Origin of the sequence: Variovorax sp. OV084 (assembly GCF_900111625.1) — a bacterium.
In the GTDB taxonomy this organism is placed as follows: Bacteria; Pseudomonadota; Gammaproteobacteria; order Burkholderiales; family Burkholderiaceae_C; genus Variovorax.
The window spans coordinates 574,540-599,739 of the sequence record NZ_FOII01000002.1 but is presented as its reverse complement, the minus strand read 5'-3'; the positions used below and the strand labels follow the sequence as shown (position 1 = coordinate 599,739).

32 protein-coding genes are annotated in these 25,200 nt (G+C 66.4%); 28 read left to right on the top strand and 4 right to left on the bottom strand.

Annotated features, from left to right (window positions below; genetic code table 11):
- The first annotated feature begins 1 nt into the window (after position 1).
- From BMW87_RS09150 to BMW87_RS09075, 16 genes are all read left to right on the top strand, one after another.
- Positions 2 to 739, top strand: coding sequence for an MlaA family lipoprotein (locus BMW87_RS09150; RefSeq protein ID WP_176928689.1), 738 nt, complete (start codon positions 2 to 4; stop codon positions 737 to 739).
- Between the two features lie 156 nt (positions 740 to 895).
- Entirely contained in the window at positions 896 to 1,552 is a 657-nt protein-coding gene (locus tag BMW87_RS09145; RefSeq protein WP_093048580.1) for an MlaC/ttg2D family ABC transporter substrate-binding protein, read from the top strand.
- 13 nt (positions 1,553 to 1,565) lie between these two features.
- Complete coding sequence (locus tag BMW87_RS09140) at positions 1,566 to 1,841, top strand: STAS domain-containing protein (protein ID WP_093075871.1); 276 nt, start codon at positions 1,566 to 1,568, stop codon at positions 1,839 to 1,841.
- A 33-nt stretch (positions 1,842 to 1,874) separates the two neighbouring features.
- The gene (locus BMW87_RS09135; RefSeq protein ID WP_093048586.1) at positions 1,875 to 2,822 is read left to right on the top strand and encodes an ABC transporter ATP-binding protein; all 948 of its coding nucleotides are present in this window, start codon (positions 1,875 to 1,877) and stop codon (positions 2,820 to 2,822) included.
- Between the two features lie 5 nt (positions 2,823 to 2,827).
- Positions 2,828 to 3,583, top strand: coding sequence for an ABC transporter permease (locus BMW87_RS09130; RefSeq protein ID WP_093076078.1), 756 nt, complete (start codon positions 2,828 to 2,830; stop codon positions 3,581 to 3,583).
- A gap of 22 nt (positions 3,584 to 3,605) precedes the next feature.
- On the top strand, positions 3,606 to 3,848 hold the full coding sequence (locus BMW87_RS09125) for a BolA family protein (RefSeq protein ID WP_093048598.1): 243 nt from the start codon (positions 3,606 to 3,608) through the stop codon (positions 3,846 to 3,848).
- A gap of 41 nt (positions 3,849 to 3,889) precedes the next feature.
- Positions 3,890 to 5,182 carry a UDP-N-acetylglucosamine 1-carboxyvinyltransferase gene (gene murA, locus BMW87_RS09120; protein ID WP_093075869.1) on the top strand — a complete coding sequence of 431 codons (1,293 nt, stop codon included), beginning with the start codon at positions 3,890 to 3,892 and terminating at the stop codon, positions 5,180 to 5,182.
- Positions 5,179 to 5,820, top strand: a complete 642-nt coding sequence (gene hisG / locus BMW87_RS09115; protein ID WP_093048604.1) for an ATP phosphoribosyltransferase — start codon at positions 5,179 to 5,181, stop codon at positions 5,818 to 5,820. The genes murA and hisG overlap by 4 nt, the downstream gene beginning before the upstream one ends.
- Positions 5,821 to 5,831: 11 nt before the next feature.
- Entirely contained in the window at positions 5,832 to 7,154 is a 1,323-nt protein-coding gene (gene hisD, locus BMW87_RS09110) for a histidinol dehydrogenase (RefSeq protein WP_093075868.1), read from the top strand.
- A 35-nt stretch (positions 7,155 to 7,189) separates the two neighbouring features.
- Positions 7,190 to 8,020 carry a hypothetical protein gene (locus BMW87_RS09105; RefSeq protein ID WP_093075866.1) on the top strand — a complete coding sequence of 277 codons (831 nt, stop codon included), beginning with the start codon at positions 7,190 to 7,192 and terminating at the stop codon, positions 8,018 to 8,020.
- A 5-nt stretch (positions 8,021 to 8,025) separates the two neighbouring features.
- Entirely contained in the window at positions 8,026 to 8,376 is a 351-nt protein-coding gene (locus BMW87_RS09100) for a hypothetical protein (RefSeq protein ID WP_256216704.1), read from the top strand.
- The gene (gene hisC, locus BMW87_RS09095) at positions 8,373 to 9,467 is read left to right on the top strand and encodes a histidinol-phosphate transaminase (protein WP_093075865.1); all 1,095 of its coding nucleotides are present in this window, start codon (positions 8,373 to 8,375) and stop codon (positions 9,465 to 9,467) included. Before BMW87_RS09100 ends, hisC begins: the two co-directional genes overlap by 4 nt.
- Positions 9,464 to 10,081 (top strand): imidazoleglycerol-phosphate dehydratase HisB, encoded by a 618-nt coding sequence (gene hisB / locus BMW87_RS09090; RefSeq protein WP_093048619.1) that lies wholly within the window; start codon positions 9,464 to 9,466, stop codon positions 10,079 to 10,081. The genes hisC and hisB overlap by 4 nt, the downstream gene beginning before the upstream one ends.
- Before the next feature lie 19 nt (positions 10,082 to 10,100).
- Positions 10,101 to 10,757: an imidazole glycerol phosphate synthase subunit HisH gene (hisH, locus tag BMW87_RS09085; protein WP_093075863.1), complete on the top strand. Its 657-nt coding sequence runs from the start codon at positions 10,101 to 10,103 to the stop codon at positions 10,755 to 10,757.
- A gap of 63 nt (positions 10,758 to 10,820) precedes the next feature.
- The gene (gene hisA, locus BMW87_RS09080) at positions 10,821 to 11,564 is read left to right on the top strand and encodes a 1-(5-phosphoribosyl)-5-[(5-phosphoribosylamino)methylideneamino]imidazole-4-carboxamide isomerase (RefSeq protein ID WP_093048625.1); all 744 of its coding nucleotides are present in this window, start codon (positions 10,821 to 10,823) and stop codon (positions 11,562 to 11,564) included.
- Positions 11,565 to 11,583: 19 nt separating this feature from the next.
- Positions 11,584 to 12,756, top strand: a complete 1,173-nt coding sequence (locus BMW87_RS09075; protein WP_093075862.1) for an AAA family ATPase — start codon at positions 11,584 to 11,586, stop codon at positions 12,754 to 12,756.
- Between the two features lie 15 nt (positions 12,757 to 12,771).
- Here BMW87_RS09075 and BMW87_RS09070 read toward each other — a convergent pair whose 3' ends face one another.
- A complete protein-coding gene (locus BMW87_RS09070) occupies positions 12,772 to 13,695 on the bottom strand; it encodes an amino acid ABC transporter substrate-binding protein (RefSeq protein WP_093048631.1) in 924 nt (307 codons plus the stop codon).
- Between the two features lie 8 nt (positions 13,696 to 13,703).
- Positions 13,704 to 15,008, bottom strand: a complete 1,305-nt coding sequence (locus BMW87_RS09065) for a dicarboxylate/amino acid:cation symporter (protein ID WP_093075860.1) — start codon at positions 15,006 to 15,008, stop codon at positions 13,704 to 13,706.
- Between the two features lie 167 nt (positions 15,009 to 15,175).
- Here BMW87_RS09065 and BMW87_RS09060 point away from each other — a divergent pair, with 167 nt between their 5' ends.
- The 9 genes from BMW87_RS09060 to tatC all read left to right on the top strand — a co-directional run bounded on the left by BMW87_RS09060 (position 15,176) and on the right by tatC (position 20,064).
- Positions 15,176 to 16,009 (top strand): D-hexose-6-phosphate mutarotase, encoded by an 834-nt coding sequence (locus BMW87_RS09060; RefSeq protein WP_093075859.1) that lies wholly within the window; start codon positions 15,176 to 15,178, stop codon positions 16,007 to 16,009.
- Between the two features lie 25 nt (positions 16,010 to 16,034).
- Positions 16,035 to 16,820 (top strand): imidazole glycerol phosphate synthase subunit HisF, encoded by a 786-nt coding sequence (hisF, locus tag BMW87_RS09055; protein WP_093048640.1) that lies wholly within the window; start codon positions 16,035 to 16,037, stop codon positions 16,818 to 16,820.
- Positions 16,821 to 16,862: 42 nt separating this feature from the next.
- Complete coding sequence (gene hisI, locus BMW87_RS09050) at positions 16,863 to 17,252, top strand: phosphoribosyl-AMP cyclohydrolase (protein ID WP_013539725.1); 390 nt, start codon at positions 16,863 to 16,865, stop codon at positions 17,250 to 17,252.
- A complete protein-coding gene (locus tag BMW87_RS09045) occupies positions 17,249 to 17,659 on the top strand; it encodes a phosphoribosyl-ATP diphosphatase (RefSeq protein WP_093075857.1) in 411 nt (136 codons plus the stop codon). The genes hisI and BMW87_RS09045 overlap by 4 nt, the downstream gene beginning before the upstream one ends.
- Positions 17,656 to 18,024, top strand: a complete 369-nt coding sequence (locus BMW87_RS09040; RefSeq protein WP_176928690.1) for a DUF4870 family protein — start codon at positions 17,656 to 17,658, stop codon at positions 18,022 to 18,024. Before BMW87_RS09045 ends, BMW87_RS09040 begins: the two co-directional genes overlap by 4 nt.
- Positions 18,025 to 18,036: 12 nt before the next feature.
- Positions 18,037 to 18,396, top strand: a complete 360-nt coding sequence (locus tag BMW87_RS09035) for a histidine triad nucleotide-binding protein (RefSeq protein WP_093048646.1) — start codon at positions 18,037 to 18,039, stop codon at positions 18,394 to 18,396.
- Positions 18,397 to 18,461: 65 nt separating this feature from the next.
- Positions 18,462 to 18,707, top strand: coding sequence for a Sec-independent protein translocase subunit TatA (gene tatA, locus BMW87_RS09030; RefSeq protein ID WP_093048649.1), 246 nt, complete (start codon positions 18,462 to 18,464; stop codon positions 18,705 to 18,707).
- Positions 18,708 to 18,720: 13 nt separating this feature from the next.
- On the top strand, positions 18,721 to 19,188 hold the full coding sequence (gene tatB / locus BMW87_RS09025) for a Sec-independent protein translocase protein TatB (protein ID WP_007835284.1): 468 nt from the start codon (positions 18,721 to 18,723) through the stop codon (positions 19,186 to 19,188).
- Between the two features lie 66 nt (positions 19,189 to 19,254).
- On the top strand, positions 19,255 to 20,064 hold the full coding sequence (tatC, locus tag BMW87_RS09020) for a twin-arginine translocase subunit TatC (RefSeq protein WP_093075856.1): 810 nt from the start codon (positions 19,255 to 19,257) through the stop codon (positions 20,062 to 20,064).
- A gap of 20 nt (positions 20,065 to 20,084) precedes the next feature.
- Here the strand turns inward: tatC and BMW87_RS09015 are convergent, their stop codons facing one another.
- Positions 20,085 to 21,248, bottom strand: coding sequence for a trypsin-like peptidase domain-containing protein (locus BMW87_RS09015; RefSeq protein ID WP_093048655.1), 1,164 nt, complete (start codon positions 21,246 to 21,248; stop codon positions 20,085 to 20,087).
- A 295-nt stretch (positions 21,249 to 21,543) separates the two neighbouring features.
- On the opposite strand from BMW87_RS09015, the gene BMW87_RS09010 reads away from it, so the two are divergent.
- The 3 genes from BMW87_RS09010 to pdxA all read left to right on the top strand — a co-directional run bounded on the left by BMW87_RS09010 (position 21,544) and on the right by pdxA (position 24,768).
- On the top strand, positions 21,544 to 22,896 hold the full coding sequence (locus BMW87_RS09010) for an MFS transporter (RefSeq protein WP_093075854.1): 1,353 nt from the start codon (positions 21,544 to 21,546) through the stop codon (positions 22,894 to 22,896).
- A complete protein-coding gene (locus BMW87_RS09005; RefSeq protein ID WP_093075853.1) occupies positions 22,893 to 23,666 on the top strand; it encodes a Nif3-like dinuclear metal center hexameric protein in 774 nt (257 codons plus the stop codon). Before BMW87_RS09010 ends, BMW87_RS09005 begins: the two co-directional genes overlap by 4 nt.
- 61 nt (positions 23,667 to 23,727) lie before the next feature.
- Positions 23,728 to 24,768: a 4-hydroxythreonine-4-phosphate dehydrogenase PdxA gene (pdxA, locus tag BMW87_RS09000; RefSeq protein ID WP_093075851.1), complete on the top strand. Its 1,041-nt coding sequence runs from the start codon at positions 23,728 to 23,730 to the stop codon at positions 24,766 to 24,768.
- On the opposite strand, the gene mscL is transcribed toward pdxA, so the two are convergent.
- Positions 24,769 to 25,200 carry a large conductance mechanosensitive channel protein MscL gene (mscL, locus tag BMW87_RS08995; RefSeq protein ID WP_093048667.1) on the bottom strand — a complete coding sequence of 144 codons (432 nt, stop codon included), beginning with the start codon at positions 25,198 to 25,200 and terminating at the stop codon, positions 24,769 to 24,771. It abuts the gene before it with no gap.

Genomic DNA, 25,200 nt, shown 5'->3' with positions numbered 1-25,200 from the left:
TATGAATAACGTAGCAATTCGCGCCCGTTGGGTGGGCGCCGCAGCTTTTTTTGCACTGGTGGCCGGTTGCGCCACCGGACCCAACGCCAATCCGGCCGACCCTCTCGAGCCGTTCAACCGCGGGGTCTCGCGCTTCAACGACACCGTTGACGACGCAGTGCTCGTTCCCGTGGCCACGGCCTACCAGAAGGCGCTGCCTTCGATGGTGCGCACCGGCGTGAACAACTTCTTCGGCAACATCGGCGATGTCTGGAGCCTGGCCAACAACGTGGCCCAGCTCAAGCTGCAGAACAGCGCCGAGACCTTCATGCGCCTGAACGTCAACACCTTCTTCGGGCTCGGCGGCCTGCTGGACGTTGCGACCGAGGCCGGCATTCCCCGCCACGAGGAAGACTTCGGCCAGACGCTGGGCTACTGGGGCGTGGGCCCGGGTCCGTACGTCGTGCTGCCGCTGCTGGGCTCCTCGACACTGCGCGACACCGCGGCCAAGCCGCTCGACATGTACGGCGACCCGCTGGGCCATGTGGAAGACATCCCCTGGCGCAATTCGCTGACGGTGCTGCGCATCGTCGACACGCGCTCGCAATACCTGCGCGCAAGCCGCCTGCTCGGCGATGCGGCGCTCGACAAGTATTCGTTCACGCGCGATGCGTTCCTGCAGCGCCGCCGCAGCCAGGTCTACGACGGCAACCCGCCGGACGACGGCGGTGGCAGTGACGGTGGTGGCAGCGACAAGTAAGCCGCAAGAGGAGGGGGCGCGGCTTGCATCCGGTTGCAAGGCTTCACCTCCCGGACAGGAACCCGGTCGGCCCCAGGGGGCTCGAATCCGTTCCTGTCTCAGCACCCGGTTTTTTCGGGTGCCTGCAGATTTTCAAACTTGAATGAGGGACTCTTCATGAACAACAAGACCTTGCAACGTCGCGATCTCGGCCGCCTGGTGCTGGCCGGCGCCCTGCTGTTCGGTGCGGCTGTCGCCTTCGTCCAGCCCGCCCGTGCCGCCGATGAAGCGCCTGATGCGCTCGTCAAGCGCCTCTCGACCGACGTGCTCGAAACGATCAAGGCCGACTCGTCCATCAAGTCGGGCGACGTCAACAAGATCATGCTGCTGGTCGACAGCAAGATCATGCCCAACGTCAACTTCCAGCGCATGACGGCCTCGGCAGTCGGCCCGGCCTGGCGCACTGCAACACCCGAACAGCAAAAACGACTGCAGGACGAGTTCAAGGCGCTGCTGGTGCGCACTTATGCCGGCGCGCTCGACCAGGTGACCGACCAGACCGTCACCATCCGCCCGTTCCGCGGCTCGCCCGACGACAAGGACGTGCTGGTGCGCACCGAGGTCCAAGGCCGCGGCGATCCGGTGCAGCTCGACTACCGCCTCGAAAAGACCCCCGGCCAGGGCGCCGGCTGGAAGGTCTACAACCTGAATGTGCTGGGCGTGTGGCTGGTCGACACCTACCGCACCCAGTTCGCGCAGGAAATCAACAAGAGCGGCATCGACGGCCTGATCGCCGCGCTGGCCGCGCGCAACAAGGGCAACGGCAAGGGCTGACCGGGCGCACGCGATGCTGGTCCTGCCCACCCGACTCACCCACGACGAGGCCCCCGCCTGCATGCGCATGCTGCAGCAGGGGCTGAAAGGCCAGGGCGACTCGTCGTCCACCGTGGTCGACGCGACCGCACTGGCCCAGTTCGATTCTTCGGCGCTGGCCGTGCTGCTCGAATGCCGGCGCGAGTCGAGCGCACTGGGCCGCGGCTTCTCCGTCAAGGGCCTGTCGCCTCGTTTGCGCGAACTCGCGGCGCTGTATGGCATTGCGGGCCTTTTGCCCGCCGCGCCCTGAAAAAGTAACGGCCCCTTAAAATCGCGGGCTCCCATGCCCGCGATTTCATTTCAATCGGTCTCAAAGACCTACCCCCCCTCCAGACAGCAAAAAGCCCAGGGCAAGCCAGGGCTCAAGGCCGTCGACGAGGTCAGCTTCCAGATCGAACCGGGCGAGTTCTTCGGCCTGCTCGGCCCGAACGGCGCGGGCAAGACCACCCTGATCAGCATGCTCGCGGGCCTGTCGCGGCCCACGGCCGGCGCCATCAGCGTCCATGGCTTCGACGTGCAGCGCGACTTTGCACAGGCGCGCCGCCAGCTCGGCATCGTGCCGCAGGAGCTGGTGTTCGACCCCTTCTTCAACGTGCGCGAATCGCTGCGCATCCAGTCGGGCTACTTCGGCATCAAGAACAACGAGGCCTGGATCGACGAGCTGCTGCAAAGCCTGGGCCTCGCAGACAAGGCCACGGCCAACATGCGCCAGCTTTCGGGCGGCATGAAGCGTCGGGTGCTGGTGGCGCAGGCGCTGGTGCACAAGCCGCCGGTGATCGTGCTCGACGAGCCCACTGCCGGTGTCGACGTCGAACTGCGCCAGACGCTCTGGCAGTTCGTCGCCCGGCTCAACAAGCAGGGCAGCACCGTGCTGCTCACCACCCACTACCTCGAAGAGGCCGAGGCGCTGTGCAGCCGCATCGCGATGCTCAAGCAGGGCCGCGTGATCGCACTCGACCGCACCAGCGAACTGCTGAAATCGGCCGCGAGCAACGTGCTGCGCTTCAAGACCGACGCCATGCTGCCCTGGGCCATTGCCCAGCATGCGCGCATCACCGGGCGCATCGTGCAACTGCCGGCGCAGAACGCCCATGAAGTCGAACAACTGCTGGCCGCGATCCGCGAAGCCGGCGTCGCGGTGGAAGACGTGGAAATGCGCAAGGCCGACCTGGAAGACGTGTTCATCGACCTGATGGCCGGTGAGCAAACCCCGCTGGAGGTGGCGCGATGATGGCCGTGACCGGTTGGCGCGCGCTGCTCTACAAGGAGACGCTGCGCTTCTGGAAGGTCGGCTTCCAGACCGTGGGGGCGCCGGTGCTCACCGCGCTGCTGTACCTGATGGTGTTCGGCCACGTGCTCGAAGACCACGTGAAGGTCTACGGCACGGTCGGCTACACGGCCTTCCTGGTGCCTGGCCTCGTGATGATGAGCGTGCTGCAGAACGCCTTTGCCAACAGCTCGTCGTCGATCATCCAGAGCAAGATCATGGGCAACCTGGTCTTCGTGCTGCTCACGCCGCTGTCGCACTGGGGTTGGTTCTTCGCCTACGTGGGCTCGTCCGTCATCCGCGGGCTGGCCGTGGGGCTGGGCGTGTTCGTCGTCACGGTGCTGTTCGCGCAGCCGAGTTTCGTTGCGCCGGTCTGGATCATCGTGTTCGCGCTGCTGGGCTCGGCCATGCTGGGAACGCTTGGCCTCATCGCCGGTCTCTGGGCCGAGAAGTTCGACCAGATGGCGGTGTTCCAGAACTTCCTGATCATGCCCATGACCTTCCTGTCGGGCGTGTTCTATTCGATCGGCTCGCTGCCGCCGTTCTGGCAAAGCGTGAGCCACCTGAACCCGTTCTTCTACATGATCGACGGCTTCCGCTACGGCTTCTTCGGCGTAAGCGACGCCTCGCCCTGGCTGAGCCTGGGCATCGTCGGCACCGCCTGGCTGGCGGTGAGCGCGATTGCCGTCCACCTGCTTCGCATCGGCTACAAAATCCGGGGCTGAACAAAGCCTCTTCCCACACCCCATGACCGCCGAACAACTCCAGGCCCTGATCCAGTCCCATCTCCCGTGCGAGCACATCACGCTCGAGGGCGATGGCCGACATTGGTACGCCACCATCGTCTCGGCCGAATTCGAGGGCAAGCGCTCGATCCAGCGCCATCAGCGGGTCTACGCCACCCTCGGTGCGAAAATGCACACCGACGAGGTGCACGCGCTTTCGATGAAGACCTACACGCCGGCCGAATGGGCGGCAGTGGAAAAATAACTCCCGGCCCCTCGTGGCCTCCTGACTTCGCTGGAACTTCGATGGACAAACTTCTGATTCGCGGCGGGCGAGAGCTCCGCGGCGAAGTACTCATTTCCGGCGCCAAGAACGCCGCGCTGCCCGAGCTGTGCGCGGCGCTGCTGACCGACCAGCCCGTGACGCTGCACAACGTGCCGCGCCTGCAGGACGTGTCGACCATGCTCAAGCTGGTGCGCAACATGGGCGTGACGGCCGAGCGCAACGACAACGGCACGGTCCGCCTGAATGCCGGCGACCTCGGCAACCCCGAGGCGCCCTACGAGCTGGTCAAGACCATGCGCGCCTCCGTGCTGGCCCTGGGCCCGCTGCTGGCGCGCTTCGGCCATGCCAGGGTGTCGCTGCCGGGCGGCTGCGCCATCGGCTCGCGGCCGGTCGACCAGCACATCAAGGGCCTGCAAGCCATGGGCGCAGAGATCGTGGTCGAGCACGGCTACATGGTCGCGCGCCTGCCCGAAGGCCGCACCCGCCTGAAGGGCGCGCGCATCCTGACCGACATGGTCACCGTCACCGGCACCGAGAATTTCCTCATGGCAGCCGCGCTGGCCGAGGGCGAAACGCTGCTCGAAAACGCCGCGCAGGAGCCCGAGATCGTCGATCTCGCCGAAATGCTGATCCGCATGGGCGCGAAGATCGAAGGCCACGGCACCAGCCACATCCGCATCCAGGGCGTCGAGAAGCTGCACGGCTGCGAGCACGCCGTGGTGGCCGACCGCATCGAGGCCGGCACTTTCCTGTGCGCCGTAGCTGCCACGGGCGGCGAGGCCTTCCTGCGCCATGCGCGCGGCGACCACCTCGACGCCGTGATCGACAAGCTGCGCGACGCGGGCTGCACCGTCGCCTCCGAAAAAGACGGCGTGCGCATCAGCTCCAAGGGCCCCGCCTACGAACACCTGAAGGCGCAGAGCTTCAGCACCACCGAGTACCCGGGTTTCCCGACCGATATGCAGGCCCAGTTCATGGCCCTGAACGTGATCGCGCGTGGCGCCTCGATGGTCACCGAGACCATCTTCGAGAACCGCTTCATGCACGTGAACGAGATGGTGCGCCTGGGCGCACGCATCCACGTCGAGGGCAAGGTGGCGATGGTCGAGGGCGTGCAGCAGCTCTCTGGCGCTACCGTGATGGCCACCGACCTGCGCGCCTCGGCCAGCCTGGTCATCGCCGGCCTCGTGGCCGAGGGCGAGACGCTGGTCGATCGCATCTACCACCTCGACCGGGGCTACGACCGCATGGAGTCCAAGCTGCGCGGCCTGGGCGCCGACATCGAACGACTGACCGGAGCTGCCGCCGCATGATCACGCTAGCCCTCTCCAAAGGCCGCATCTTCGAAGAGACGATGCCCTTGCTGGCCGCCGCCGGCATCGAGGTCACCGAAGACCCCGAGAAGTCGCGCAAGCTGATTCTCGAAACCACCCGCCCCGACGTGCGCGTGGTGCTGGTGCGCGCCTCCGACGTGCCCACCTACGTGCAGTACGGCGGCGCCGACCTCGGCGTGACCGGCCTCGACGTGCTGCTCGAGCACGGCAACCAGGGCCTGTACCAGCCGCTCGATCTGCGCATCGCCGCCTGCCGCCTCAGCGTGGCCGTGCGCGCCGACTACGACTACGCCTCGGCCGTGAAGCAGGGCTCGCGCCTGCGCGTGGCCACCAAGTACGTGGGCCTCGCGCGCGACTTCTTCGCCAGCAAGGGCGTGCACGTCGACCTGATCAAGCTCTACGGCAGCATGGAGCTGGCACCGCTCACGGGCCTGGCCGACGCCATCGTCGACCTGGTCTCGACCGGCAACACGCTCAAGGCCAACCACCTCGTCGAGGTGGAGCGCATCATGGACATCAGCGCGCGCCTCGTGGTGAACCAGGCCGCGCTCAAGCTCAAGCGCGAGCCGATCCGCCGCATCGTCGACGCGTTTGCGTCAGCCATTCCCACCGCCTGAACCTCAAGCACATGACTCTGAAAGCAGCCCCCGCCCGTCTGTCCACGACTTCAGCCAGCTTCGACGCTGAATTCAAGGCGCGGCTGCATTGGTCCGCGGACGACGACGCGGCCATCGAGAAGGTTGTGGCCGACATCCTCGCCGACGTGCAGAAGCGCGGTGACGACGCGGTGCTCGAATACACGAATCGCTTCGACAAGCTCGATGCGAAGACGCTGCCCGAGCTTGAGCTGACGCAGGCCGAACTGAAGGCCGCCTTCGAGTCTCTGCCGGCCGCCCAGCGCGACGCGCTCGAAGCCGCCGCGCGCCGCGTGCGCAGCTATCACGAAGCACAGAAGAAGGCCAGCGGCGAAAGCTGGAGCTACCGCGATGCAGACGGCACGCTGCTCGGCCAGAAGGTCACGCCGCTCGATCGCGTCGGCATCTATGTGCCGGGCGGCAAGGCCGCCTATCCGTCGAGCGTGCTGATGAACGCCATTCCGGCGCACGTCGCGGGTGTCGGCGAAATCATCATGGTCGTGCCGACGCCGAAGGGCGAGAAGAACCAGCTCGTGCTCGCCGCCGCCTACGTGGCCGGCGTGACGCGCGGCTTCACCATCGGCGGCGCGCAGGCCGTGGCCGCGCTGGCCTACGGCACTGCCACCATTCCTGCCGTCGACAAGATCACCGGCCCTGGCAATGCCTACGTGGCGGCCGCCAAGCGCCGCGTGTTCGGCACTGTGGGCATCGACATGATCGCCGGCCCGAGCGAAATTTTGGTGCTGGCCGACGGCACCACGCCGCCCGAGTGGGTGGCCATGGACCTGTTCAGCCAGGCCGAGCACGACGAGCTGGCCCAGAGCATCCTGCTGTGTCCCGACGCCGCCTACATCGACCGCGTGCAGGCCGAGATCGATCGCCTGCTGCCGGCCATGCCGCGCGCAGAAATCATCGCCGCCTCGCTCAACGGCCGCGGCGCGCTGATCCACACGAAGAGCATGGAAGAGGCTTGCGAGATCAGCAACCGCATCGCCCCCGAGCATCTGGAAGTCAGCAGCAGCGAACCGAACCGCTGGGAGCCGCTGCTGCGCCACGCCGGCGCGATCTTCCTGGGCGCCTTCACCAGCGAAAGCCTGGGCGACTACTGCGCCGGCCCGAACCACGTGCTGCCCACCAGCGGCACGGCGCGCTTCTCCAGCCCGCTGGGCGTGTACGACTTCCAGAAGCGCTCCAGCCTGATCGAGGTCAGCGAGGCTGGCGCCCAGGTGCTGGGCCCGATCGCCGTCACGCTGGCCGAAGGCGAGGGCCTGCAGGCGCACGCCGAAGCCGCCCGCATGCGGCTGCGTAAGATCTGAGCTCAAACAACCGGTCACCGGGAGGAGCAAGCAAGATGATCGATCGTCTCCGTCATTCACGTCTTTTTCGATTCGCCACGAGCCTCGTTGCGGGCGCCGCACTGCTGGCCGCCTGCAGCCAGATGCCGCAGGCGCCGCGCACGTCGGCTGCCGTCAGCGCTACGCCCAGCGCCGCGCCGGCAGCGCCTGCCCCGCAACTCGGCACGCAGTGGGGCGAGGGCCTCGAATCGAAGACCCGCACGGTCATCACCAAGCGCCTGTCCGACCAGCCGGACGACGTGGCCTCGCTGGGCTACAACGAGGCCTCTGCCGTGCGCCGCTCCGTGGGCAGCAATCCTGAGAGCCGCCTGAGCCTGATGCTGGCCGATGGCGACGTCGAATGGTCGGTGCTCGGCGAAGACAGCCGCCCGTTGCCGCTGCAGCGCGCCCGCCGGGGCAGTGGCGGCGAAGACATGTTCCGCCTCGCCGGCGTGCAGGGCTCGCGCTACACGCTGCGCTTTCGCAACCTCAGCGAGCGCAGCTACGAGGTGATCGCCACGGTCGACGGCCTCGACGTGCTCAACGGCAAGCCCGGCAGCCTGCGCAACGGCGGCTACGTGCTGCGTCCGCTGCAGGCGCTGACCATCGAAGGCTTTCGCAAGAGCGAGAACGAGGTCGCGGCCTTCCGCTTTTCAGCGCCCGGCCGTGCTTACGCAGCGAACACCGAAGCGGGCGACGTGCGCAACATCGGCGTGATCGGCGCCGCGCTGTTCGAACTCGAAGAGCGCGACGCACCGCGCCGCCAGCGCCGCGACACGACCCCGTCGCAGCCCAGCGCCTTCCCGGCCGACGGCGCCTACGCGCCGCCGCCGCGCTACCGCAAGTGATGCCGATGAAGCGTGCCGCCGCCTTCCTGCTGCTCGCGCTGGCGGCCGCCACCGGCGCGCAGGCCATGAGCATCCGCGAACTGCGCACGCTCGAAGCCAGCGAGAAAGACGGCAAGGCCTACGCCAGCTACTACCTGGTCGGCGTGCTCGAAGGCCTGCGCGAAGGCGTCGAATCGTCGCAGCGCAACGGGCAGAAGCCTGTGTTCTGCGTCGAGGGCCGCCGTCTCGAACCCTCCATGGCGCGCTCGCTCTACCAGACCGAGCTGACCCGCAACGCCGACAGTTACGAAGCCGACATGCCAGTGCAACTGGTCATGGCCGGCGCCCTCCGAAACAGCTACCGCTGCACCCGATGACCGCTGCTCCTGAATCCATCCGCCCGCCGCTCGACCGCATCCGCAACGACGTGCGGTCCATGCATGCCTACGCGGTGCAGGACGCGCGCGGCTTCGTCAAGCTCGACGCCATGGAAAACCCCTTCGGCCTGCCGCCCGCGCTGCAGGCCGAACTCGGCGCACGCCTCGGCGCGCTGGCGCTCAACCGCTACCCGGGCAAGCGCGGCGCCGACCTTCAGCGCGCGCTGGCCGCGCACGCGCAGATGCCCGAGGGCTTCAGGCTGATGCTGGGCAACGGCTCGGACGAGCTGATCTCGCTGCTGGCCATTGCCTGCGACCTGCCCGGCGCCACCGTGCTGGCGCCCGTGCCCGGCTTCGTCATGTACGCCATGAGCGCGAAGCTGCAGGGCCTGAAGTTCGTCGGCGTGCCGCTCACGGCCGACTTCGAACTCGACGAAGCCGCCATGCTGGCCGCCATTGCGAGCGAGAAGCCCGCCATCGTCTACCTCGCGTACCCGAACAACCCGACCGCCAACCTCTGGGACGACGCCGTCGTCGAGAAGATCGTCGAAGCCCAGGGCGCGCAGGGCGGCCTGGTGGTGATCGACGAGGCCTACCAGCCCTTTGCCGCCCGCAGCTACATCGACCGGCTCGCGAAGCACGGCCACGTGCTGCTGATGCGCACGCTCAGCAAGTTCGGCCTGGCCGGCATCCGCCTGGGCTACCTCATGGGGCCGGCCGCGCTGGTCGCCGAGATCGACAAGGTGCGCCCGCCCTACAACATCAGCGTGCTCAACTGCGAGTGCGCGCTGTTCGCGCTGGAGCACGCCGAGGTGTTCGAGGCGCAGGCCCGGCAGATCCGCGAGGAGCGCGAACGCCTGATGATGGGCCTCGGCCGCCTGCCCGGCGTGAAGACCTGGCCCAGCGACGCCAACATGATTCTTCTGCGCGTGCCCGATGCCGCCAAGACCTTCGAGGGCATGAAGGCACACTGGGTTCTGATCAAGAACGTTTCTAAAATGCACGAACTGCTCGCAAACTGCCTGCGCCTCACCGTCGGAACGGCCGACGAGAATGCGCGGATGCTCGCGGCACTCGAAGCCTCACTATGACCACCCCCACCAACCCGGGCAGCGCCGATCGCACAGCGACGGTCACCCGCAACACCGCCGAGACGAAGATCACCGTCAGCGTCAACCTCGACGGCACCGGCAAGGCCAAACTTGCTACCGGTATCGGCTTCTTCGACCACATGCTCGACCAGATCGCCCGCCATGGGCTGATCGACCTCGACATCGACTGCCAGGGCGACCTGCACATCGACGGTCATCACACGGTGGAAGACGTCGGCATCACGCTGGGCCAGGCCGTGGCCAAGGCCATCGGCGACAAGAAGGGCATCCGCCGCTACGGCCACGCCTACGTGCCGCTCGACGAGGCTCTGAGCCGCGTGGTCATCGACTTCTCGGGCCGTCCCGGCCTCGTGATGCACGTGCCGTTCACCAGCGGCATGATCGGCACCTTCGACAGCCAGCTCACCTACGAGTTCTTCCAGGGCTTTGTGAACCACGCCTTCGTCACGCTGCACATCGACAACCTCAAGGGCGTCAATGCGCACCACCAGTGCGAGACGGTGTTCAAGGCCTTCGCGCGCGCCATGCGCGGCGCGCTCGAACTCGACCCGCGTTCCGTCGGCGTCATTCCCTCGACGAAGGGCTCGCTCTGAACGCGTTCGCCCATCAGCTATGAAATCTGTAGCAAATACCGTTGCCGTGGTCGACTACGGCATGGGCAACCTGCACTCTGTGTCGCAGGCCGTGCGCCATGCGGCCGACCAGGTCGGCGTGGAGGTGTTCGTCACCTCCGACCCCGACGTGGTCCGCAAGGCGACCCGCGTGGTGCTGCCGGGGCAGGGCGCCATGCCCGACTGCATGCGCGAGCTGCGCGACTCCGGCCTGCAGGAGTCGGTGCTCGAGGCCGCGGCGAGCAAGCCGCTGTTCGGCGTGTGCGTGGGCATGCAGATGATGCTGTCGCGCAGCGACGAGGGCCCGACCGATGGCCTGGGCCTCATTCCAGGCGAGGTCGTCAAGTTCGACCTCGTTGGTCGCCTGCAACCCGACGGTAGCCGCTTCAAGGTGCCGCAGATGGGCTGGAACCAGGTGCGCCAGGCCCAGCCGCATGCCGTGTGGGCGGGGGTGCCAGACCAGAGCTACTTCTACTTCGTGCACAGCTTCTACGCCCGCCCGACCGACCCCAAACACAGTGTGGGCGAGGCGGAATACGGCGCAAGCTTTACCGCAGCCATCGCACGCGATAACATTTTTGCAACCCAGTTCCACCCGGAGAAGAGTGCGGACCACGGGCTGCAGCTGTATCGCAACTTCCTCCACTGGAATCCCTGAACCTATTTTTCCGACCGGGCCGAACCTCTCACAGCCCGGCTTCCGCATACTCGCGTCACTTCCATGCTCCTCATTCCCGCCATTGATCTCAAAGACGGCCACTGCGTTCGCCTCAAGCAGGGCGACATGGACCAATCCACCATCTTCAGCGAGGACCCCGCTGCCATGGCCCGCAAGTGGGTCGAGGCCGGCGCGCGCCGGCTGCACCTGGTCGATCTGAATGGCGCTTTCGCCGGCAAGCCGCAGAACCACGCGGCCATCAAGGCGATCCTGAAAGAGGTGGGCGACGACATTCCGGTGCAGCTCGGCGGCGGCATCCGCGACCTCGACACCATCGAGCGCTACATCGACGACGGCCTGCGCTACGTGATCATCGGCACTGCCGCGGTCAAGAACCCCGGCTTCCTGAAGGACGCCTGCAGCGCCTTCGGCGGCCACATCATCGTGGGCCTGGACGCCAAGGACGGCAAGGTCGCCACCGACGGCTGGAGCAAGCTCACGGGCCACGAGGTGGCCGACCTGGGCAAGAAGTTCGAGGACTACGGCGTCGAATCGATCATCTACACCGACATCGGCCGCGACGGCATGCTCTCGGGCATCAACATCGAGGCCACCGTCAAGCTCGCGCAGGCGCTGACCATTCCGGTGATCGCCTCGGGCGGCCTGTCGAACATGGCCGACATCGACAAGCTCTGCGCAGTCGAATCCGACGGCGTCGAGGGCGTGATCTGCGGCCGCGCCATCTATTCGGGCGACCTCGACTTCGCCGCCGCGCAGGCTCGCGCGGACGAACTGGCCGGCGCCTGACGCCTTTACCGCGCAGCGCGTGCTCTCCGCGCTCGCCATCGCCAATTACCGCTCGCTGCGGCAGCTGACCGTGCCGCTGGGCCGGCTCACGGTCGTGACCGGGGCCAACGGCAGCGGCAAATCGAGCGTGTACCGGGCGATGCGGCTGCTGGCGGACATCGCCAATGGCGGCGTGATCCGCTCGCTGGTGCGCGAGGGCGGGCTTTCATCGACCTTGTGGGCCGGGCCCGAGCGTTTCTCGGCGGCCATGTTGCGGGGCGAGGTGCCGGTGCAGGGCACATCGCGCAGCGAGCCGGTCGCGCTGAAGCTGGGGTTCGCTGGCGTCGAGGCTGAAGATTTCGGCTACGCCATCGACATCGGCCTGCCGCCACCGAGTTCATCGACGGCCTTTTCGAGCGACCCGCAGATCAAGCACGAGGCCATCTGGAGCGGCCCGCTGCTGCGCCCCTCGACGCACCTAGTCGACCGCAAGGGCGCCGCGCTGCGCCTGCGTGAGGGCAAGAGCTGGCAGGCTGTCGGCCGTCCCATTCCTGCCTTCGCCAGCATGATGACGGAGCACGCCGACCCGCGCGATGCACCCGAGATGCTCACGCTGCGCGAGCAGATGCGCTCCTGGCGCTTTTACGACCACTTCCGCTCGGACGCCGATGCGCCCGCGCGCCAGCCGCAACTGGGCACCTACACGCCGGTGCTGGCCAACGACGGCGCCGACCTGGCCGCGGCATTGCAGACCGTCCGAGAGATCGGGGACGGCGAAGCACTCGACCGCGCGGTGGACGATGCCTTCCCCGGCGCAAGCATCGAGGTTCAGGTGACAGGCGACCGCTTCGAGACGCTGATGCGCCAGCACGGCCTGCTGAGGCCCCTTACAGCCGCTGAACTGTCCGACGGCACCCTGCGCTACCTGTTGTGGATCGCGGCGCTGCTCACGCCCCGCCCGCCCGCGCTGCTGGTGCTCAACGAGCCGGAGACCAGCCTGCACCCCGATCTGCTGCCGGCCCTGGGGCGGTTGATTGCGCAGGCCGCGTGGCAGTCGCAGGTGATCGTGGTGTCGCACGCCGCCCGGCTGATTGCCGCGCTGGACGACAGCGAAGGCCTGCAGCCGGTAGTGCTCGAAAAGCAGTTCGGCGAGACGCGCATCGCCAACCTTGACATGAGCGAAATACCGCGCTGGGAGTGGCCAGCGCGGTAGCAGTTGAATGAGGGCTTATTCGGCCTTCACCGACATCGTCTGGATGATCGTTTCCAGCTGCGCGCTCATCGGCAGGTTGATGCTTTCCCCCGACGGCAGCTTGCGCAGGAACCAGCGCTTGTACTGCCGCTCGATCTCGCCGTCCTCTGCCAGCACCTGGAAGGTGTCGACGACCACCTTGTTGAGCTGCGGGTCGCCCTTGCGGTACATGATCCCGTAGGGGTCGTAGGAGAGGAAGTCGCCGACCACCTCGTAGTCGGCCTTGGCGGCGTCCTGCGCGATCAGGCCGTAGAGCAGGACATCGTCGGTCGCGAAGGCATCGGCCTGGCCGCTCTTCACCAGCCCGAACGACTCCGCATGGTCGCGCGTCACCTGCAGGTTGATGTTCAGCTTGAACTTCTCCGACAGGTCGCGCAGCGTCTTCTCGTTGGTGGTGCCGGCCGTCACTGCCACCTTCCTGCCCGCGAGGTCGCGGAACGACTTGATCGGCGAGCCCTTCTTCACCAGCACCTTGGTGCCCGAGACGAACATCGTGGGCGAGAAACTCACGCGCTTCTGGCGTTCGAGGTTGTTGGTGGTCGAGCCGCATTCCAGGTCGACCTTGCCGCTCGCGACCGCGTCGATGCGAGAGTCCGACGTGACGGGCACCCACTTGATCGTGAGGCTCCTGTTCACCGCGTCCTCGATGGCCGTTACCAGCGCGCGGCAAAGCTCGATCGAATAGCCGATCGGCTCCTTGCGCGCATTGAGGTACGAGAACGGCACCGACGACTCGCGGTAGCCGATGGTGATGGCGCCGGTTTCGCGGGCCTTGGCGAGGGTGCCGGTCAGCGCGGTGGGCGCTGCCTGTTCCTGCGCCTGTGCCGGTGCCGCCAGCACGAACACGGCGGCCGCCAGCAGTCCGGCGAGGAAAACCGACAGCGTGGCCTTGGGCTTCATGGCGCGCCTCACGCGTGGGCGGGGTGGGCGAGGGTGGCGCTGGCTTCCTCGTCGAGCGCCTTGGCGTTGACCTCGGCATCGCTCTCGGACATCAGCTCGCCCTCCCACTTGGCAACCACCGCGGTGGCGATGGAGTTGCCCACTGCGTTGGTGGCGGAGCGGCCCATGTCGAGGAAGGTGTCCACGCCCAGGATCAGCAGCAGGCCGGCCTCGGGAATGTCGAAGTGGTTCAGCGTGGCTGCGATCACCACCAGCGAGGCGCGCGGCACGCCGGCCATGCCCTTGGAGGTGAGCATCAGGATCAGCAGCATGGTGATCTGCGTACTGATCGGCATGTGGATGTTGTAGGCCTGCGCGATGAAGAGCACGGCGAAGGTGCAGTACATCATCGAGCCGTCGAGGTTGAACGAGTAGCCCATCGGCATCACGAAGCTGGAGATCTTGCGCTTCACGCCGAAACGGTCGAGCGCCTGCAGGATCTTCGGGTAGGCCGCTTCCGAACTGGCAGTGGCAAACGACAGCAGGAAGGCTTCCTTGATGAGCACCAGCAGCTTGAACACGCGCGGGCCGAGGAACAGGAAGCCCGCCAGCACCAGCACGCTCCACAGCACGAACAGGCCCAGGTAGAAGTCGCCCATGAACACCGCGAACTTCAGCAGGATGCCCAGGCCGTTGACGGCCACCGTGGCGGCCATGGCGGCCAGCACCGCGAGCGGCGCGAGCTTCATGACGTAGCCGGTGATCTTGAGCATGGCGTGCGACAGCTCCTCGATGGCGGCGACCAGCGTCTTGGCCTTGTCGCCCAGCGAGGCGAGCGCCACGCCGAAGAACATCGAGAACACCACGATCTGCAGGATCTCGTTGTTGGCCATGGCCTCGACGAAGGACTTCGGCACCGTGTGGCTCACGAAGTCTTTCAACGTGAATTTCGAGGTGGCCAGGTTGGCCGAGGCGCCGATGTCGGGCAGCGGCAGGCCGAGGTTTTCGCCGGGCTTGAGCAGGTTGGCCATGACCAGGCCGATGACCAGCGAGATCAGCGAGGCGGTGAGGAACCAGCCGATGGCCTTGCCGAACACGCGGCCGACCGACTTGGCGTCGCCCATGTGCGCGATGCCCACCACCAGCGTGGAGAACACCAGCGGGCCGATCAGCATCTTGATCAGGCGCAGGAACACATCCGAGATGATGGAGACGTAGTCTGCGATTTCTTTCGCGGCTTTCTTGTCCGGAAAGCTGGAGAAGATCATGTAGCCCAGGATGATGCCGAGCACCATCGCGATCAGGATCCAGGCGGCCATCGGCAGCTTCTTCATGCGTATCCCCTTGTCGTGTGAGAGTAGTTTTTCCGAGTGCACGGGACCGACTTGCACGTTGTCCCTCGATGCAAGCGATCACAGGGTATCCAAGAAGGCCCCGGGCACGCAATGGCCCTTGATGCCAATTCCGTGCCACGGTGCGGGTGCTGCCTACAATTCTCGCCATGGAAATCACCCCGATCGAGTTTCGCGGCCAGCCCGCTCTGCGTGCCAACGGCATCGATGGGAGCACCCTCACGGTGGCCTTGCATGGGGCGCAAGTGCTCTCGTGGACCGCGGCTGACGGGGTGGAAAGGCTCTACCTGAGCCCTTCGGCGGTGTTCGACGGGCATACGGCCATCCGCGGCGGCGTGCCCATTTGCTGCCCCCAATTCAACCAGCGCGGCATGTTGCCCAAGCATGGATTCATGCGCAATTTGCCTTGGGTGCACGAGGTTTCGGATGCGCCCGAAACGCTGAGGCTGACGCTTCGCGACTCCGAAGCCACCCGAAAGCTCTGGCCGCACGCTTTTGAGGCGCGGCTTGAAGCCGCTTTGTCCGGCGGCCAGCTGCGCACGACGCTCACGCTGGTCAACATCGACCGCGCCCCCTGGACCTTTGCCGCCGCGCTGCACACCTACCTGCGCGTCGACGACATCGCCAACGTGCGGCTGGAGGGCCTGCAGGGCGCCAACCGCTGGGATTCGCTGCGCGATGACCGCTGGGTGGAAACCGCGGCGGCGTTGCATTTCGATGCAGAGTTCGACAGCGTCTATGCCGCGCCCGCCCAGCCGCTGCGGCTGGTCCAGCCGGGCGGCAAGCTCGAAATCTCCCAAAGCGCGAGCTGCAGCGAAACCGTGGTCTGGAACCCCGGAGCGGTGCTCGGTGCGAAACTCGCCGACATGCCTGCCGATGGCTTTCGCCACATGCTTTGCGTGGAGGCCGCCCGCATCGACGAGCCCGTGCTGCTGATGCCTGGCGCCCAATGGCAAGGCTGGCAACAGCTCCGCGTTCTCTGATTCCCTACCGGTTGTTCAACATCCCATGCTTGCCAAACGCATCATTCCCTGCCTCGACGTCACCGGCGGCCGCGTCGTCAAGGGCGTCAACTTCCTCGAACTGCGCGATGCCGGCGATCCGGTCGAGATCGCCGCGCGCTACAACGCCCAGGGCGCCGACGAACTGACCTTTCTCGACATCACCGCCACCAGCGATGGCCGCGACCTGATCCTGCCGATCATCGAGGCTGTGGCTTCGCAGATCTTCATTCCGCTGACCGTGGGCGGCGGCGTGCGCACGGTGGCCGATGTGCGCCGGCTGCTCAACGCCGGAGCCGACAAGACCAGCTTCAATTCGGCCGCCATCGCCGATCCGCAGGTGATCAGCGACGCCGCGCAGAAGTACGGCTCGCAATGCATCGTGGTCGCCATCGACGCCAAGCGCCGCAGTCCCGAAGAAGCCGCCACCCGCGGCGCGGGCTGGGACGTATACAGCCACGGCGGGCGCAAGAACACCGGCCTCGACGCCGTCGAATGGGCGACCGAGATGGCGCGCCGCGGCGCCGGCGAGATCCTGCTGACCAGCATGGACCGGGACGGCACCAAGAGCGGCTTCGACCTGGAATTGACTCGCGCGGTGAGCAACGCCGTCAGCGTGCCGGTGATCGCCTCGGGCGGCGTGGGCAGCCTCGACGACCTGGCCGACGGCATCCAGACCGGCGGCGCCGACGCCGTGCTGGCGGCCAGCATCTTTCACTACGGCGAGCACACGGTGGGCGAGGCCAAGGCCCGCATGGCTGCGCGCGGCATTCCCGTGCGGATCGACGCTTGAAGCGTGTCCAAAGGGTCTTTTCCTATCCCCGACAATACTTCCATGAATTGGCTCGATGAAGTGAAGTGGGACGCGAACGGCCTGGTGCCGGTCATCGCGCAGGAACAGGGCAGCAACGACGTGCTGATGTTCGCCTGGATGAACCGCGAGGCGCTCGAAAAGACCGCCGAGCTGGGCCGCGCGGTGTATTTCAGCCGCTCGCGCAACAAGCTCTGGTTCAAGGGCGAGGAGTCGGGCCACGTGCAGACCGTGCACGAGATCCGCCTCGACTGCGACAACGACGTGGTGCTGCTCAAGGTCACCCAACTCGGCCACGAGCCCGGCATCGCCTGCCATACCGGGCGCCACAGCTGCTTCTTCAGCAAGTACGAAAAGGGCCAGTGGACGGTGGTCGAACCCGTCTTGAAAGACCCGGAGTCGATCTACAAATGACGGCCACAGTGAACAGCAACAGCACCTCCGACGCCCTCGCACGCCTGGCCGCGGTCATCGAAAGCCGCCTGCCCGCGCGCGGCGGCGATCCCGAGAAAAGCTACGTCGCGCGCTTGCTGCACAAGGGCCCCGACGCCTTCCTCAAGAAAATCGGCGAGGAAGCCACCGAGGTCGTGATGGCCGCCAAGGACGCCGACCACGGCGGCGACCGTTCGAAAATAGTGAACGAAGTGGCCGACCTGTGGTTCCACACCATGGTGGCGCTGGCGCACTACGGTTTTTCCCCGTCAGACGTCACCGCGGAACTCGAGCGCCGGGAGGGCACCAGCGGCATCGAGGAAAAAGCGCTGCGCAAGGTGCAGCAACGCGGCATCGAAGAGCAGCAGAAAGGCCAGGCCTCCGAATGAACGAAATCACCGCGATCGACGACATCTCCGGCAAGACGCCCGAGCAGCTGGAAAGCCTGCGCCAGATCACGCTGGCGGTGTACATCCTCTATGCGCTTTCGTGGTTCACGGGCGGCCTCACGGGGATCGTGGGCATCGTGCTCAACTACCTCAAGCGCGAGGATACGGAGGGCACGCTCTATCAAAGCCACTTCACCTGGCAGATCCGTACCTTCTGGTGGGGCCTGGTCTGGTCCATCCTGGGGTTCATCACCATCTGGATCCTGATCGGCTTCCCCATTCTCTTCGTCACTGCCGTGTGGATGATCTACCGGCTGGTCAAGGGCTGGCTGAACTGGAGCGAACGCAAGCCCATGGCTGTCTAACGAACAACCTCCATGTCACACGATCCCAACTGCATCTTCTGCAAAATCATCGAGGGCAAGATTCCCTCGCGCAAGGTCTACGAAGACGAAGACCTGTTCGGCTTCCACGACATCGCGCCCTGGGCGCCGGTGCATTTCATGCTGGTGCCCAAGAAGCACATCGCCTCGATGGCCCAGCTGACGCCCGACGACGAGGCGCTGATGGGCAAGATCATGATCCTGGCGCCCAAGCTGGCGCTGGAGCAGGGCTGCAGGCCCTATCCGGACGGCGGCTACCGGGTCGTGGTCAATACCGGCACCGAGGGTGGGCAGGAGGTTCACCATCTCCATGTCCATGTCATGGGTGGTCCCCGGCCGTGGCTTCGCGGCTGAGCGGCATTAAGCCAAACTGTCACATTCCGCCCGACTAAAATCGGACACATTCTTAGGAGTTCTCCATGGGTTCTTTTTCCATCTGGCACTGGCTGATCGTGCTGCTCGTAGTGGTCATGATCTTCGGCACCAAGAAGCTGCGGAACATGGGTTCGGATCTTGGCGGCGCCGTCAAGGGCTTCAAGGACGGCATGAAGGACGGCAGCTCGTCCGATGCCGCCGCTTCGTCGGCCCCCGCCCAGCAAGTGACCGGCCAGCCGGCCAACAGCGACAAGCCGACGATCGACGTCGAAGCGCGTCAGAAGTCCTGAGCGCGGACCGCACGTGCTCGACCTCGGCATTGAGAAGCTGGCGCTGATCGGCGTCGTGGCGCTGATCGTCATCGGCCCGGAAAAGCTGCCGCGCGTGGCTCGCACCGTCGGCACCCTGCTTGGCAAGGCGCAGCGCTACGTGAACGACGTCAAGGCCGAAGTCAACCGCTCGATGGAGCTCGACGAGCTCCGCAAGATGAAGACCACCGTCGAGGATGCGGCGCGCGACGTCGAGCACAGCATCCACACGGGCGCGAGCGAATTCGAGAAGCAGTTCAGCGGTTCGGGCGAAACCCTCTCGGCGCTGGCCGAACCCGAGCCGTCGCCGCCCGAATACAAGCATCCCCGCAAGAACTGGCGCCTGAAACAGGGCGCCACGCCACAGTGGTACAAGGCGCGCAACGGCGTGCGCACCAAGGCGCTGTCGGGCGCGGCGCGCGTTGCGCGCTTCCGCCCGCACACGATCAACAAGATCAACTAGCGCATCCACAACACCGCGTTCTGCGCGCGCCGCACGCCGGCCGACGTCACGCTATCTTCTTTTCCAATGGCCGATTCCGACAACAAGAACAAAGACAAAGAAGACGAGCTGGCGGGCACCGAACAGCCGTTCGTGGCGCACCTGGTCGAGCTTCGCGACCGCCTGCTCTATTGCGTCTACGGCCTCGTGGTCGCGGGCATCCTGCTGGCCATCTGGCCCGGCCCGGGCGGGCTGATCGACCTGATCGCGATGCCGATCAAGGCGCACATGCCGCACGACGCGAAGCTGATCGCCATCGGCGTGTTCTCGCCGTTCTTCGTGCCGCTCAAGGTTTTGATGATGGCGGCCGTGCTGCTGGCGCTGCCCTGGCTCATGTACCAGGCGTGGATGTTCATTGCGCCGGGGCTCTACAGCCATGAAAAGAAATTCGCGCTGCCGCTGATCTTCTTCGGCAGCCTGCTGGCCTATGCGGGCATCGCGTTCGTGCAGCTCTTCGTGCTGGACAAGATGTTCAGCTTCATCCAGCGCTTCGCACCGTCCGCGGTGCAGGCAACGCCCGATATTTCCTCGTACGTCGAGGCGATCCTGTCGCTCTACATCGCCTTCGGCGTGGCCTTCCAGGTGCCGATCGTCGTGATGCTGCTGGTGCGCTTCGAGATGGTGACCATCGAGAAGCTGAAGTCCTTCCGCGGCTACTTCATCGTGGTCGCATTCGTCGTTGCCGCGGTGCTCACGCCGCCCGACGTGGTGTCGCAGCTGGCGCTGGCGGTGCCGATGTGCCTGCTGTACGAAGTGGGCATCATCGGTGCCAGGTACTTCGCCAGTTCCGGCAAGAAGCCAGAGGAAGAGGAAAGCGCTGATTCAGCGCAATCCTGATCGACCGACCTGACAGCCCGTTATTCGGGCTGACTCGGCGGTACCTGCCGGACCGGGCTCTTCGGGCGCAGACCCGGCGTCACATCCAACTCCATCTTGTCGCTGCCGCGCTGCAGCGCGAACCGCGAGGTGCTGCCGGGCTTCAGGCCGGCCACGGCGGTCAGCAGCGCCTGCACGTTGTCGGTCTTCTTCTCGCCCACCGAGGTGATCACGTCACCCGGGCGAATGCCGGCCTTGGCGGCCGGGCCGTTCTGCAGCACGCCGGTAATGATCACGCCCGCGTCCGCCTTCACGCCGAAGGTCTCGGCGAGTTCGGGCGACAGGTCGCTCGGCTCCACGCCGATCCAGCCGCGGCGCACCTGGCCTTCCTTCACGATCCCCTCGAGCACGATCTTGGCCATCGACACCGGAATGGCGAAGCCGATGCCCATGCTGCCGCCCGAGCGCGAGTAGATCGCGGTGTTGATGCCCTGCAGGTTGCCGTTGACGTCGATCAGCGCGCCACCCGAGTTGCCGGGGTTGATGGCCGCGTCGGTCTGGATGAAGTTCTCGAAGTTGTTGATGCCGAGCTGGTTGCGGCCCAGTGCCGAGACGATGCCGCTGGTCACGGTCTGGCCCACGCCGAAGGGGTTGCCGATGGCCAGCACCTGGTCGCCCACCTGCAGCGCGTCTGAATCGCCCAGCACGATCACCGGCAGCTTGTCGAGCTCGATCTTCAGCACGGCCAGGTCGGTGTCGGGATCGGTGCCGATCACCTTGCCGCGCGCATGGCGGCTGTCGTTGAGCGTCACTTCGATCTCGTCGGCGCCCTCGACCACGTGGTTGTTGGTGAGGATGTAGCCGTCAGGGCTCACGATCACGCCGCTGCCCAGGCCCACCTGGGGCTGGTCGTCCTGGTCGCCGAAGAAGAAGCGGAACCACGGGTCGTTGCTTCGCGGGTGGCGCTGCGCGGCCTTGCTGGTGTTGATGCTCACCACCGCCGGGGAGGCCTTCTTGGCCGGCACGCTCAGGCTGCCGGGCGTTGTCACGCCCGGGTTGCCGGCCGGTGCCTCGACGATCGACACCACGCCGCCCAACGAGGTTGCGCGCTTGTTGATCCACTCGGGCTTGAGCGTCGCGACGACGAAGTAGGCCGCGAGCAGGACGGTCACGGCTTGGGCGAAGAGCAGCCAGGTGCGTTTCATGAAAGATTGGTGAAAAAGACGTTGGAAGGCTGCAGTGCAACGCAGCAATGTTGTCAATTGTCCCTCAACCGCCTGGTGCAGAAACCGCTCGCAGAGGTCGAGATTAAGACTTCCTGCGTACGTAAAGCCGGGTTAACACCTAGCATCGCAGGTCGGTCCCATCCGGCCCGTGTTTTTCAGGCCTCCCGCGCTGCCCACCCGGTGGAAGCGGCCAGGCATTTCGCCAGCGCGCCATTTTTCCGTTTTGTCACCCGGTCCCGCGGGCTGGCGCGCGATCACGATCTCCCTGCCAGCCATGACTTCAGAAGCAACCTTCCCGGACGGCGCGCAGCCGGCGCCGGCACGCACGCTCGACTCGAGCGACTACAAGACCCTCGGCCTGTCCGCTCTCGGCGGCACGCTGGAGTTCTACGACTTCGTCATCTACGTGTTCTTCGCCACCGTGCTGGGCGCGCTGTTCTTCCCGGTCGACATGCCCGACTGGCTGCGGCAGCTGCAGACCTTCGGCATCTTCGCGGCCGGCTACCTCGCACGCCCGGTGGGCGGCATCGTCATCGCGCATTTCGGCGACATCTTCGGCCGCAAGCGCATGTTCACGCTGTCGATCTTCCTGATGGCTGCGCCCACGCTGGTGATCGGCCTGCTGCCGACCTACGCGAGCATCGGCGTTGCGGCGCCCCTGCTGCTGCTGGCGATGCGCGTGCTGCAGGGCGCGGCCATCGGCGGCGAGATGCCCGGCGCCTGGGTGTTCGTGGGCGAGCACGTACCGGCGAAGCGCTACGGCTTCGGCATCGGCATGCTGACTTCGGGCATCACCGGCGGCATCCTGCTGGGCTCGCTGATCGCGGTGGCCATCAACCGCCACTATTCGCCCGAACAGGTGAGCGACTTCGCCTGGCGCATTCCCTTCATCCTGGGCGGCGTGTTCGGGCTGGTGTCGGTGTACCTGCGCCGGTTCCTGCACGAGACGCCGGTCTTCAAGGAGCTGGCCGGCCGCCGCAGCGTGGCGCGCGAGATGCCGCTGCGCACCGTGCTGCGCGAGCACCGCCTGGCCTGCGTGTACGTCGCGCTGCTGACCTGGGTGCTGTCTGCCGCCATCGTGGTCGTGGTGCTGTACACGCCCACGTATCTGCAGAAGGTGCACCACATTCCCGCTGCGCTGGCGCTCGAGGCCAACGCGCTCGCCACGCTCACGCTGACCCTCGGTTGCATGCTCACCGGCTGGGCCAGCGACCGCATCGGCACGCGCACCGTGATGCTTGTCGGCTGGGGTGGCCTGTTCGTCACGGCCTACCTGTTCTACAGCGGGCTGCCCGGAACGCCGGCCACGCTGTTCTGGCACTACGGGCTGGTGGGCTTGTTCGTGGGCACCATCGCCACCGTACCGATCGCAGGTGTGCGCGCCTTCCCGGCACCGGTGCGCTTCACCGGGCTTTCGTTCGCCTACAACATGTCTTACGCGGTCTTCGGCGGGCTGACGCCGGTGATCCTCACGCTCTGGCTGCAGCGCGACACGATGGCGCCGGCGCACTACGTGGCAGTGCTGGCCGGGCTGGGCTTCCTGCTGGCGTTCCTGCCCCTGGCCGCGCGCGGCCATGCCATGCGGGATGGCGCGGCCCCCGCGGGCGGCGCGACAATGGCGCGATGAGCACCACCCGCCACGAACTGCTCCACGCATTCGACCTGCTGCTGGCCCCCGGGCGCTTCAAGGACTACGGACCCAACGGCCTGCAGGTCGAAGGGCGCACCGTGGTCCGCAAGATCGTCTCGGGCGTGACCGCCAGCCGCGCGCTGATCGAGGCCGCGATCCACGCCGAGGCCGATGCCATCTTCGTTCACCATGGCCTGTTCTGGCGCGGCCAGGACGGCTGCGTTACCGGCTGGATGAAGCAGCGCCTGGGCCTGCTGCTGGGCGACGACGTCAACCTGTTCGCCTACCACCTGCCGCTCGATGCGCATCCCGAACTCGGCAACAACGCGCAGCTCGGCCTGAAGCTGGGGCTCGTGGCCCATGCCGGTTCGACCGGGCGCTTCGGCGAGCAGGAGCTGGGCTTTCTCGGCATGCAGGAAAGCGGCGAGAGCTTTGCCAACGCCAAGGCGCTTGCCACGCATGTCGAAAGCGTGCTGAAAAGGCCAGTCACGCTCGTCGATACGGCGCATCGGGCTATCAAAAACGTAGCTTGGTGCACGGGCGGCGCGCAAGGCTACTTCGAGGCGGCCATCGCGGCCGGCGCCGACGCCTTCATCACCGGCGAAATCTCGGAGCCCCAGGCTCACTACGCGCGCGAGATGGGCGTGGCCTTCCTGGCCTGCGGGCACCACGCCACCGAACGCTACGGTGCGCCGGCGGTGGCCGGGCATGTGGCGGCGCAGCTCGGGCTGAAGCACGAGTTCATCGACATCGACAACCCGGCATGAGCGCAGCGCCGGGCCGCCCCAAGCAAGCTCGCACCGCAGTGCGAAGCACGGAGGTATTTCAATGAGCGGGGCCATTGCCATCACGCTGGGCGATCCCGCGGGTATCGGGCCGGAGATCATCGTCAAGGCGTTTCGTGATGCACCTGACGCGACCCGCAGCGCCTTCGTCGCCGGCGACGTGGGCACGATGCGCCAGGCCTCGCAGGCCCTGGCCGGACCGGGCCAGCTGGCTTGGCCTGTGCTCGAGATCGAATCCGTCGCCGAAGCCGCGACCGTACCGCCGGGCTGCATCCCCGTGCTGCAGGTGATCGCGCCGCCATCGCACATCGAAACGGGCCGCATCAGCGCAGAGGCCGGCCGCGTGGCGGGCGAATGCGTGATCTGGGCCGCGCGGGCCGCGCTGCGCGGCGAGATCGGCGCCATCGTGACCGCACCGCTGCACAAGGAAGCGCTGTCGGCCGCCGGCTTTCCGTACCCCGGCCACACCGAGCTGCTGCAGGCCGAGGCGGCCGCGCATCTGGGCCGCACCGTGGCCGACGTGCCGGTGCGCATGATGCTGGCCAACGACGAGCTGCGCACCGTGCTCGTCAGCATCCACATGTCGCTGCGCAACGCCATCGAGGCGGTGCGTTTCGAAGGCGTGCTCGAAACGCTGCGCATCACGCATCGCGCGTTGACGCATGCGCTGGGCCGCGCGCCGCGCATCGGCGTGGCGGGCCTCAACCCGCATGCGGGCGAGGGCGGTCTGTTCGGTTCGGAAGAGCGCGAGATCATCGCGCCGGCCATCGAGGCTGCGCGCGCCGAAGGCATCGACGCCAGCGGGCCCTATGCGCCCGACACGGTCTTCATGCGCGCACGCGCCAGGCACGGCGTGCCCTCCAGTGGCGAGTTCGACGTGGTGGTGGCGATGTACCACGACCAGGGCCTGATCCCGGTCAAGTACCTGGGCGTGGAGAAGGGTGTGAACGTGACGCTGGGCTTGCCGCTGGTGCGCACCAGCCCCGATCACGGCACCGCGTTCGACATCGCGGGAACGGGGCTGGCCGATGCGTCGAGCCTCGTCGAGGCGCTGCGCATGGCCCGGGTGCTCAAGGGCGCTTGATCAGGGGCGCTTGAGGCTGTCGCGGATTTCGCGCAGCAGCACCACGTCTTCGGGTGTCTCGGGTGCTGCGGCCGGCGCGGGCTCTTCGTTGCGCTTCAGGCGGTTGATCTGCTTGACCATGATGAAGATGATGAAGGCCAGGATCACGAAGTTGACTGCGATGGTGATGAAGTTGCCATACGCCAGCACCGGAACGCCGGCCTTCTTCAGGTCTGCCAGCGTGTTTGCCACGCCGGCGGGCGCCGTGCCCAGCACCACATAGAGGTTGGAGAAGTCGAGCTTGCCGAACACCACGCCGACCAGCGGCATGATGATGTCGGCCACGAGCGAGTCGACGATCTTGCCGAACGCTGCGCCGATGATCACGCCGACCGCAAGGTCGATGACATTGCCCTTGACGGCAAATTCCTTGAATTCACTGAGGATGCTCAT

What these genes read in the sequence shown, in the direction of transcription:
- hisC (WP_093075865.1), top strand. Translation starts at nt 8,373, where the DNA reads ATGACCGCTGCTCCTGAATCCATCCGCCCGCCGCTCGACCGCATCCGC.
- mscL (WP_093048667.1), bottom strand. Translation starts at nt 25,200, where the DNA reads ATGAGCATCCTCAGTGAATTCAAGGAATTTGCCGTCAAGGGCAATGTC.
- BMW87_RS09060 (WP_093075859.1), top strand. Translation starts at nt 15,176, where the DNA reads ATGGAAATCACCCCGATCGAGTTTCGCGGCCAGCCCGCTCTGCGTGCC.
- BMW87_RS09040 (WP_176928690.1), top strand. Translation starts at nt 17,656, where the DNA reads ATGAACGAAATCACCGCGATCGACGACATCTCCGGCAAGACGCCCGAG.
- hisI (WP_013539725.1), top strand. Translation starts at nt 16,863, where the DNA reads ATGAATTGGCTCGATGAAGTGAAGTGGGACGCGAACGGCCTGGTGCCG.
- hisG (WP_093048604.1), top strand. Translation starts at nt 5,179, where the DNA reads ATGATCACGCTAGCCCTCTCCAAAGGCCGCATCTTCGAAGAGACGATG.
- BMW87_RS09145 (WP_093048580.1), top strand. Translation starts at nt 896, where the DNA reads ATGAACAACAAGACCTTGCAACGTCGCGATCTCGGCCGCCTGGTGCTG.
- BMW87_RS09135 (WP_093048586.1), top strand. Translation starts at nt 1,875, where the DNA reads ATGCCCGCGATTTCATTTCAATCGGTCTCAAAGACCTACCCCCCCTCC.
- BMW87_RS09010 (WP_093075854.1), top strand. Translation starts at nt 21,544, where the DNA reads ATGACTTCAGAAGCAACCTTCCCGGACGGCGCGCAGCCGGCGCCGGCA.
- BMW87_RS09150 (WP_176928689.1), top strand. Translation starts at nt 2, where the DNA reads ATGAATAACGTAGCAATTCGCGCCCGTTGGGTGGGCGCCGCAGCTTTT.
- BMW87_RS09100 (WP_256216704.1), top strand. Translation starts at nt 8,026, where the DNA reads ATGAAGCGTGCCGCCGCCTTCCTGCTGCTCGCGCTGGCGGCCGCCACC.
- hisF (WP_093048640.1), top strand. Translation starts at nt 16,035, where the DNA reads ATGCTTGCCAAACGCATCATTCCCTGCCTCGACGTCACCGGCGGCCGC.
- BMW87_RS09140 (WP_093075871.1), top strand. Translation starts at nt 1,566, where the DNA reads ATGCTGGTCCTGCCCACCCGACTCACCCACGACGAGGCCCCCGCCTGC.
- BMW87_RS09005 (WP_093075853.1), top strand. Translation starts at nt 22,893, where the DNA reads ATGAGCACCACCCGCCACGAACTGCTCCACGCATTCGACCTGCTGCTG.
- BMW87_RS09035 (WP_093048646.1), top strand. Translation starts at nt 18,037, where the DNA reads ATGTCACACGATCCCAACTGCATCTTCTGCAAAATCATCGAGGGCAAG.
- BMW87_RS09065 (WP_093075860.1), bottom strand. Translation starts at nt 15,008, where the DNA reads ATGAAGAAGCTGCCGATGGCCGCCTGGATCCTGATCGCGATGGTGCTC.
- hisH (WP_093075863.1), top strand. Translation starts at nt 10,101, where the DNA reads ATGAAATCTGTAGCAAATACCGTTGCCGTGGTCGACTACGGCATGGGC.
- hisB (WP_093048619.1), top strand. Translation starts at nt 9,464, where the DNA reads ATGACCACCCCCACCAACCCGGGCAGCGCCGATCGCACAGCGACGGTC.
- BMW87_RS09070 (WP_093048631.1), bottom strand. Translation starts at nt 13,695, where the DNA reads ATGAAGCCCAAGGCCACGCTGTCGGTTTTCCTCGCCGGACTGCTGGCG.
- hisD (WP_093075868.1), top strand. Translation starts at nt 5,832, where the DNA reads ATGACTCTGAAAGCAGCCCCCGCCCGTCTGTCCACGACTTCAGCCAGC.
- BMW87_RS09125 (WP_093048598.1), top strand. Translation starts at nt 3,606, where the DNA reads ATGACCGCCGAACAACTCCAGGCCCTGATCCAGTCCCATCTCCCGTGC.
- BMW87_RS09045 (WP_093075857.1), top strand. Translation starts at nt 17,249, where the DNA reads ATGACGGCCACAGTGAACAGCAACAGCACCTCCGACGCCCTCGCACGC.
- BMW87_RS09015 (WP_093048655.1), bottom strand. Translation starts at nt 21,248, where the DNA reads ATGAAACGCACCTGGCTGCTCTTCGCCCAAGCCGTGACCGTCCTGCTC.
- BMW87_RS09105 (WP_093075866.1), top strand. Translation starts at nt 7,190, where the DNA reads ATGATCGATCGTCTCCGTCATTCACGTCTTTTTCGATTCGCCACGAGC.
- hisA (WP_093048625.1), top strand. Translation starts at nt 10,821, where the DNA reads ATGCTCCTCATTCCCGCCATTGATCTCAAAGACGGCCACTGCGTTCGC.
- murA (WP_093075869.1), top strand. Translation starts at nt 3,890, where the DNA reads ATGGACAAACTTCTGATTCGCGGCGGGCGAGAGCTCCGCGGCGAAGTA.
- pdxA (WP_093075851.1), top strand. Translation starts at nt 23,728, where the DNA reads ATGAGCGGGGCCATTGCCATCACGCTGGGCGATCCCGCGGGTATCGGG.
- tatC (WP_093075856.1), top strand. Translation starts at nt 19,255, where the DNA reads ATGGCCGATTCCGACAACAAGAACAAAGACAAAGAAGACGAGCTGGCG.
- tatA (WP_093048649.1), top strand. Translation starts at nt 18,462, where the DNA reads ATGGGTTCTTTTTCCATCTGGCACTGGCTGATCGTGCTGCTCGTAGTG.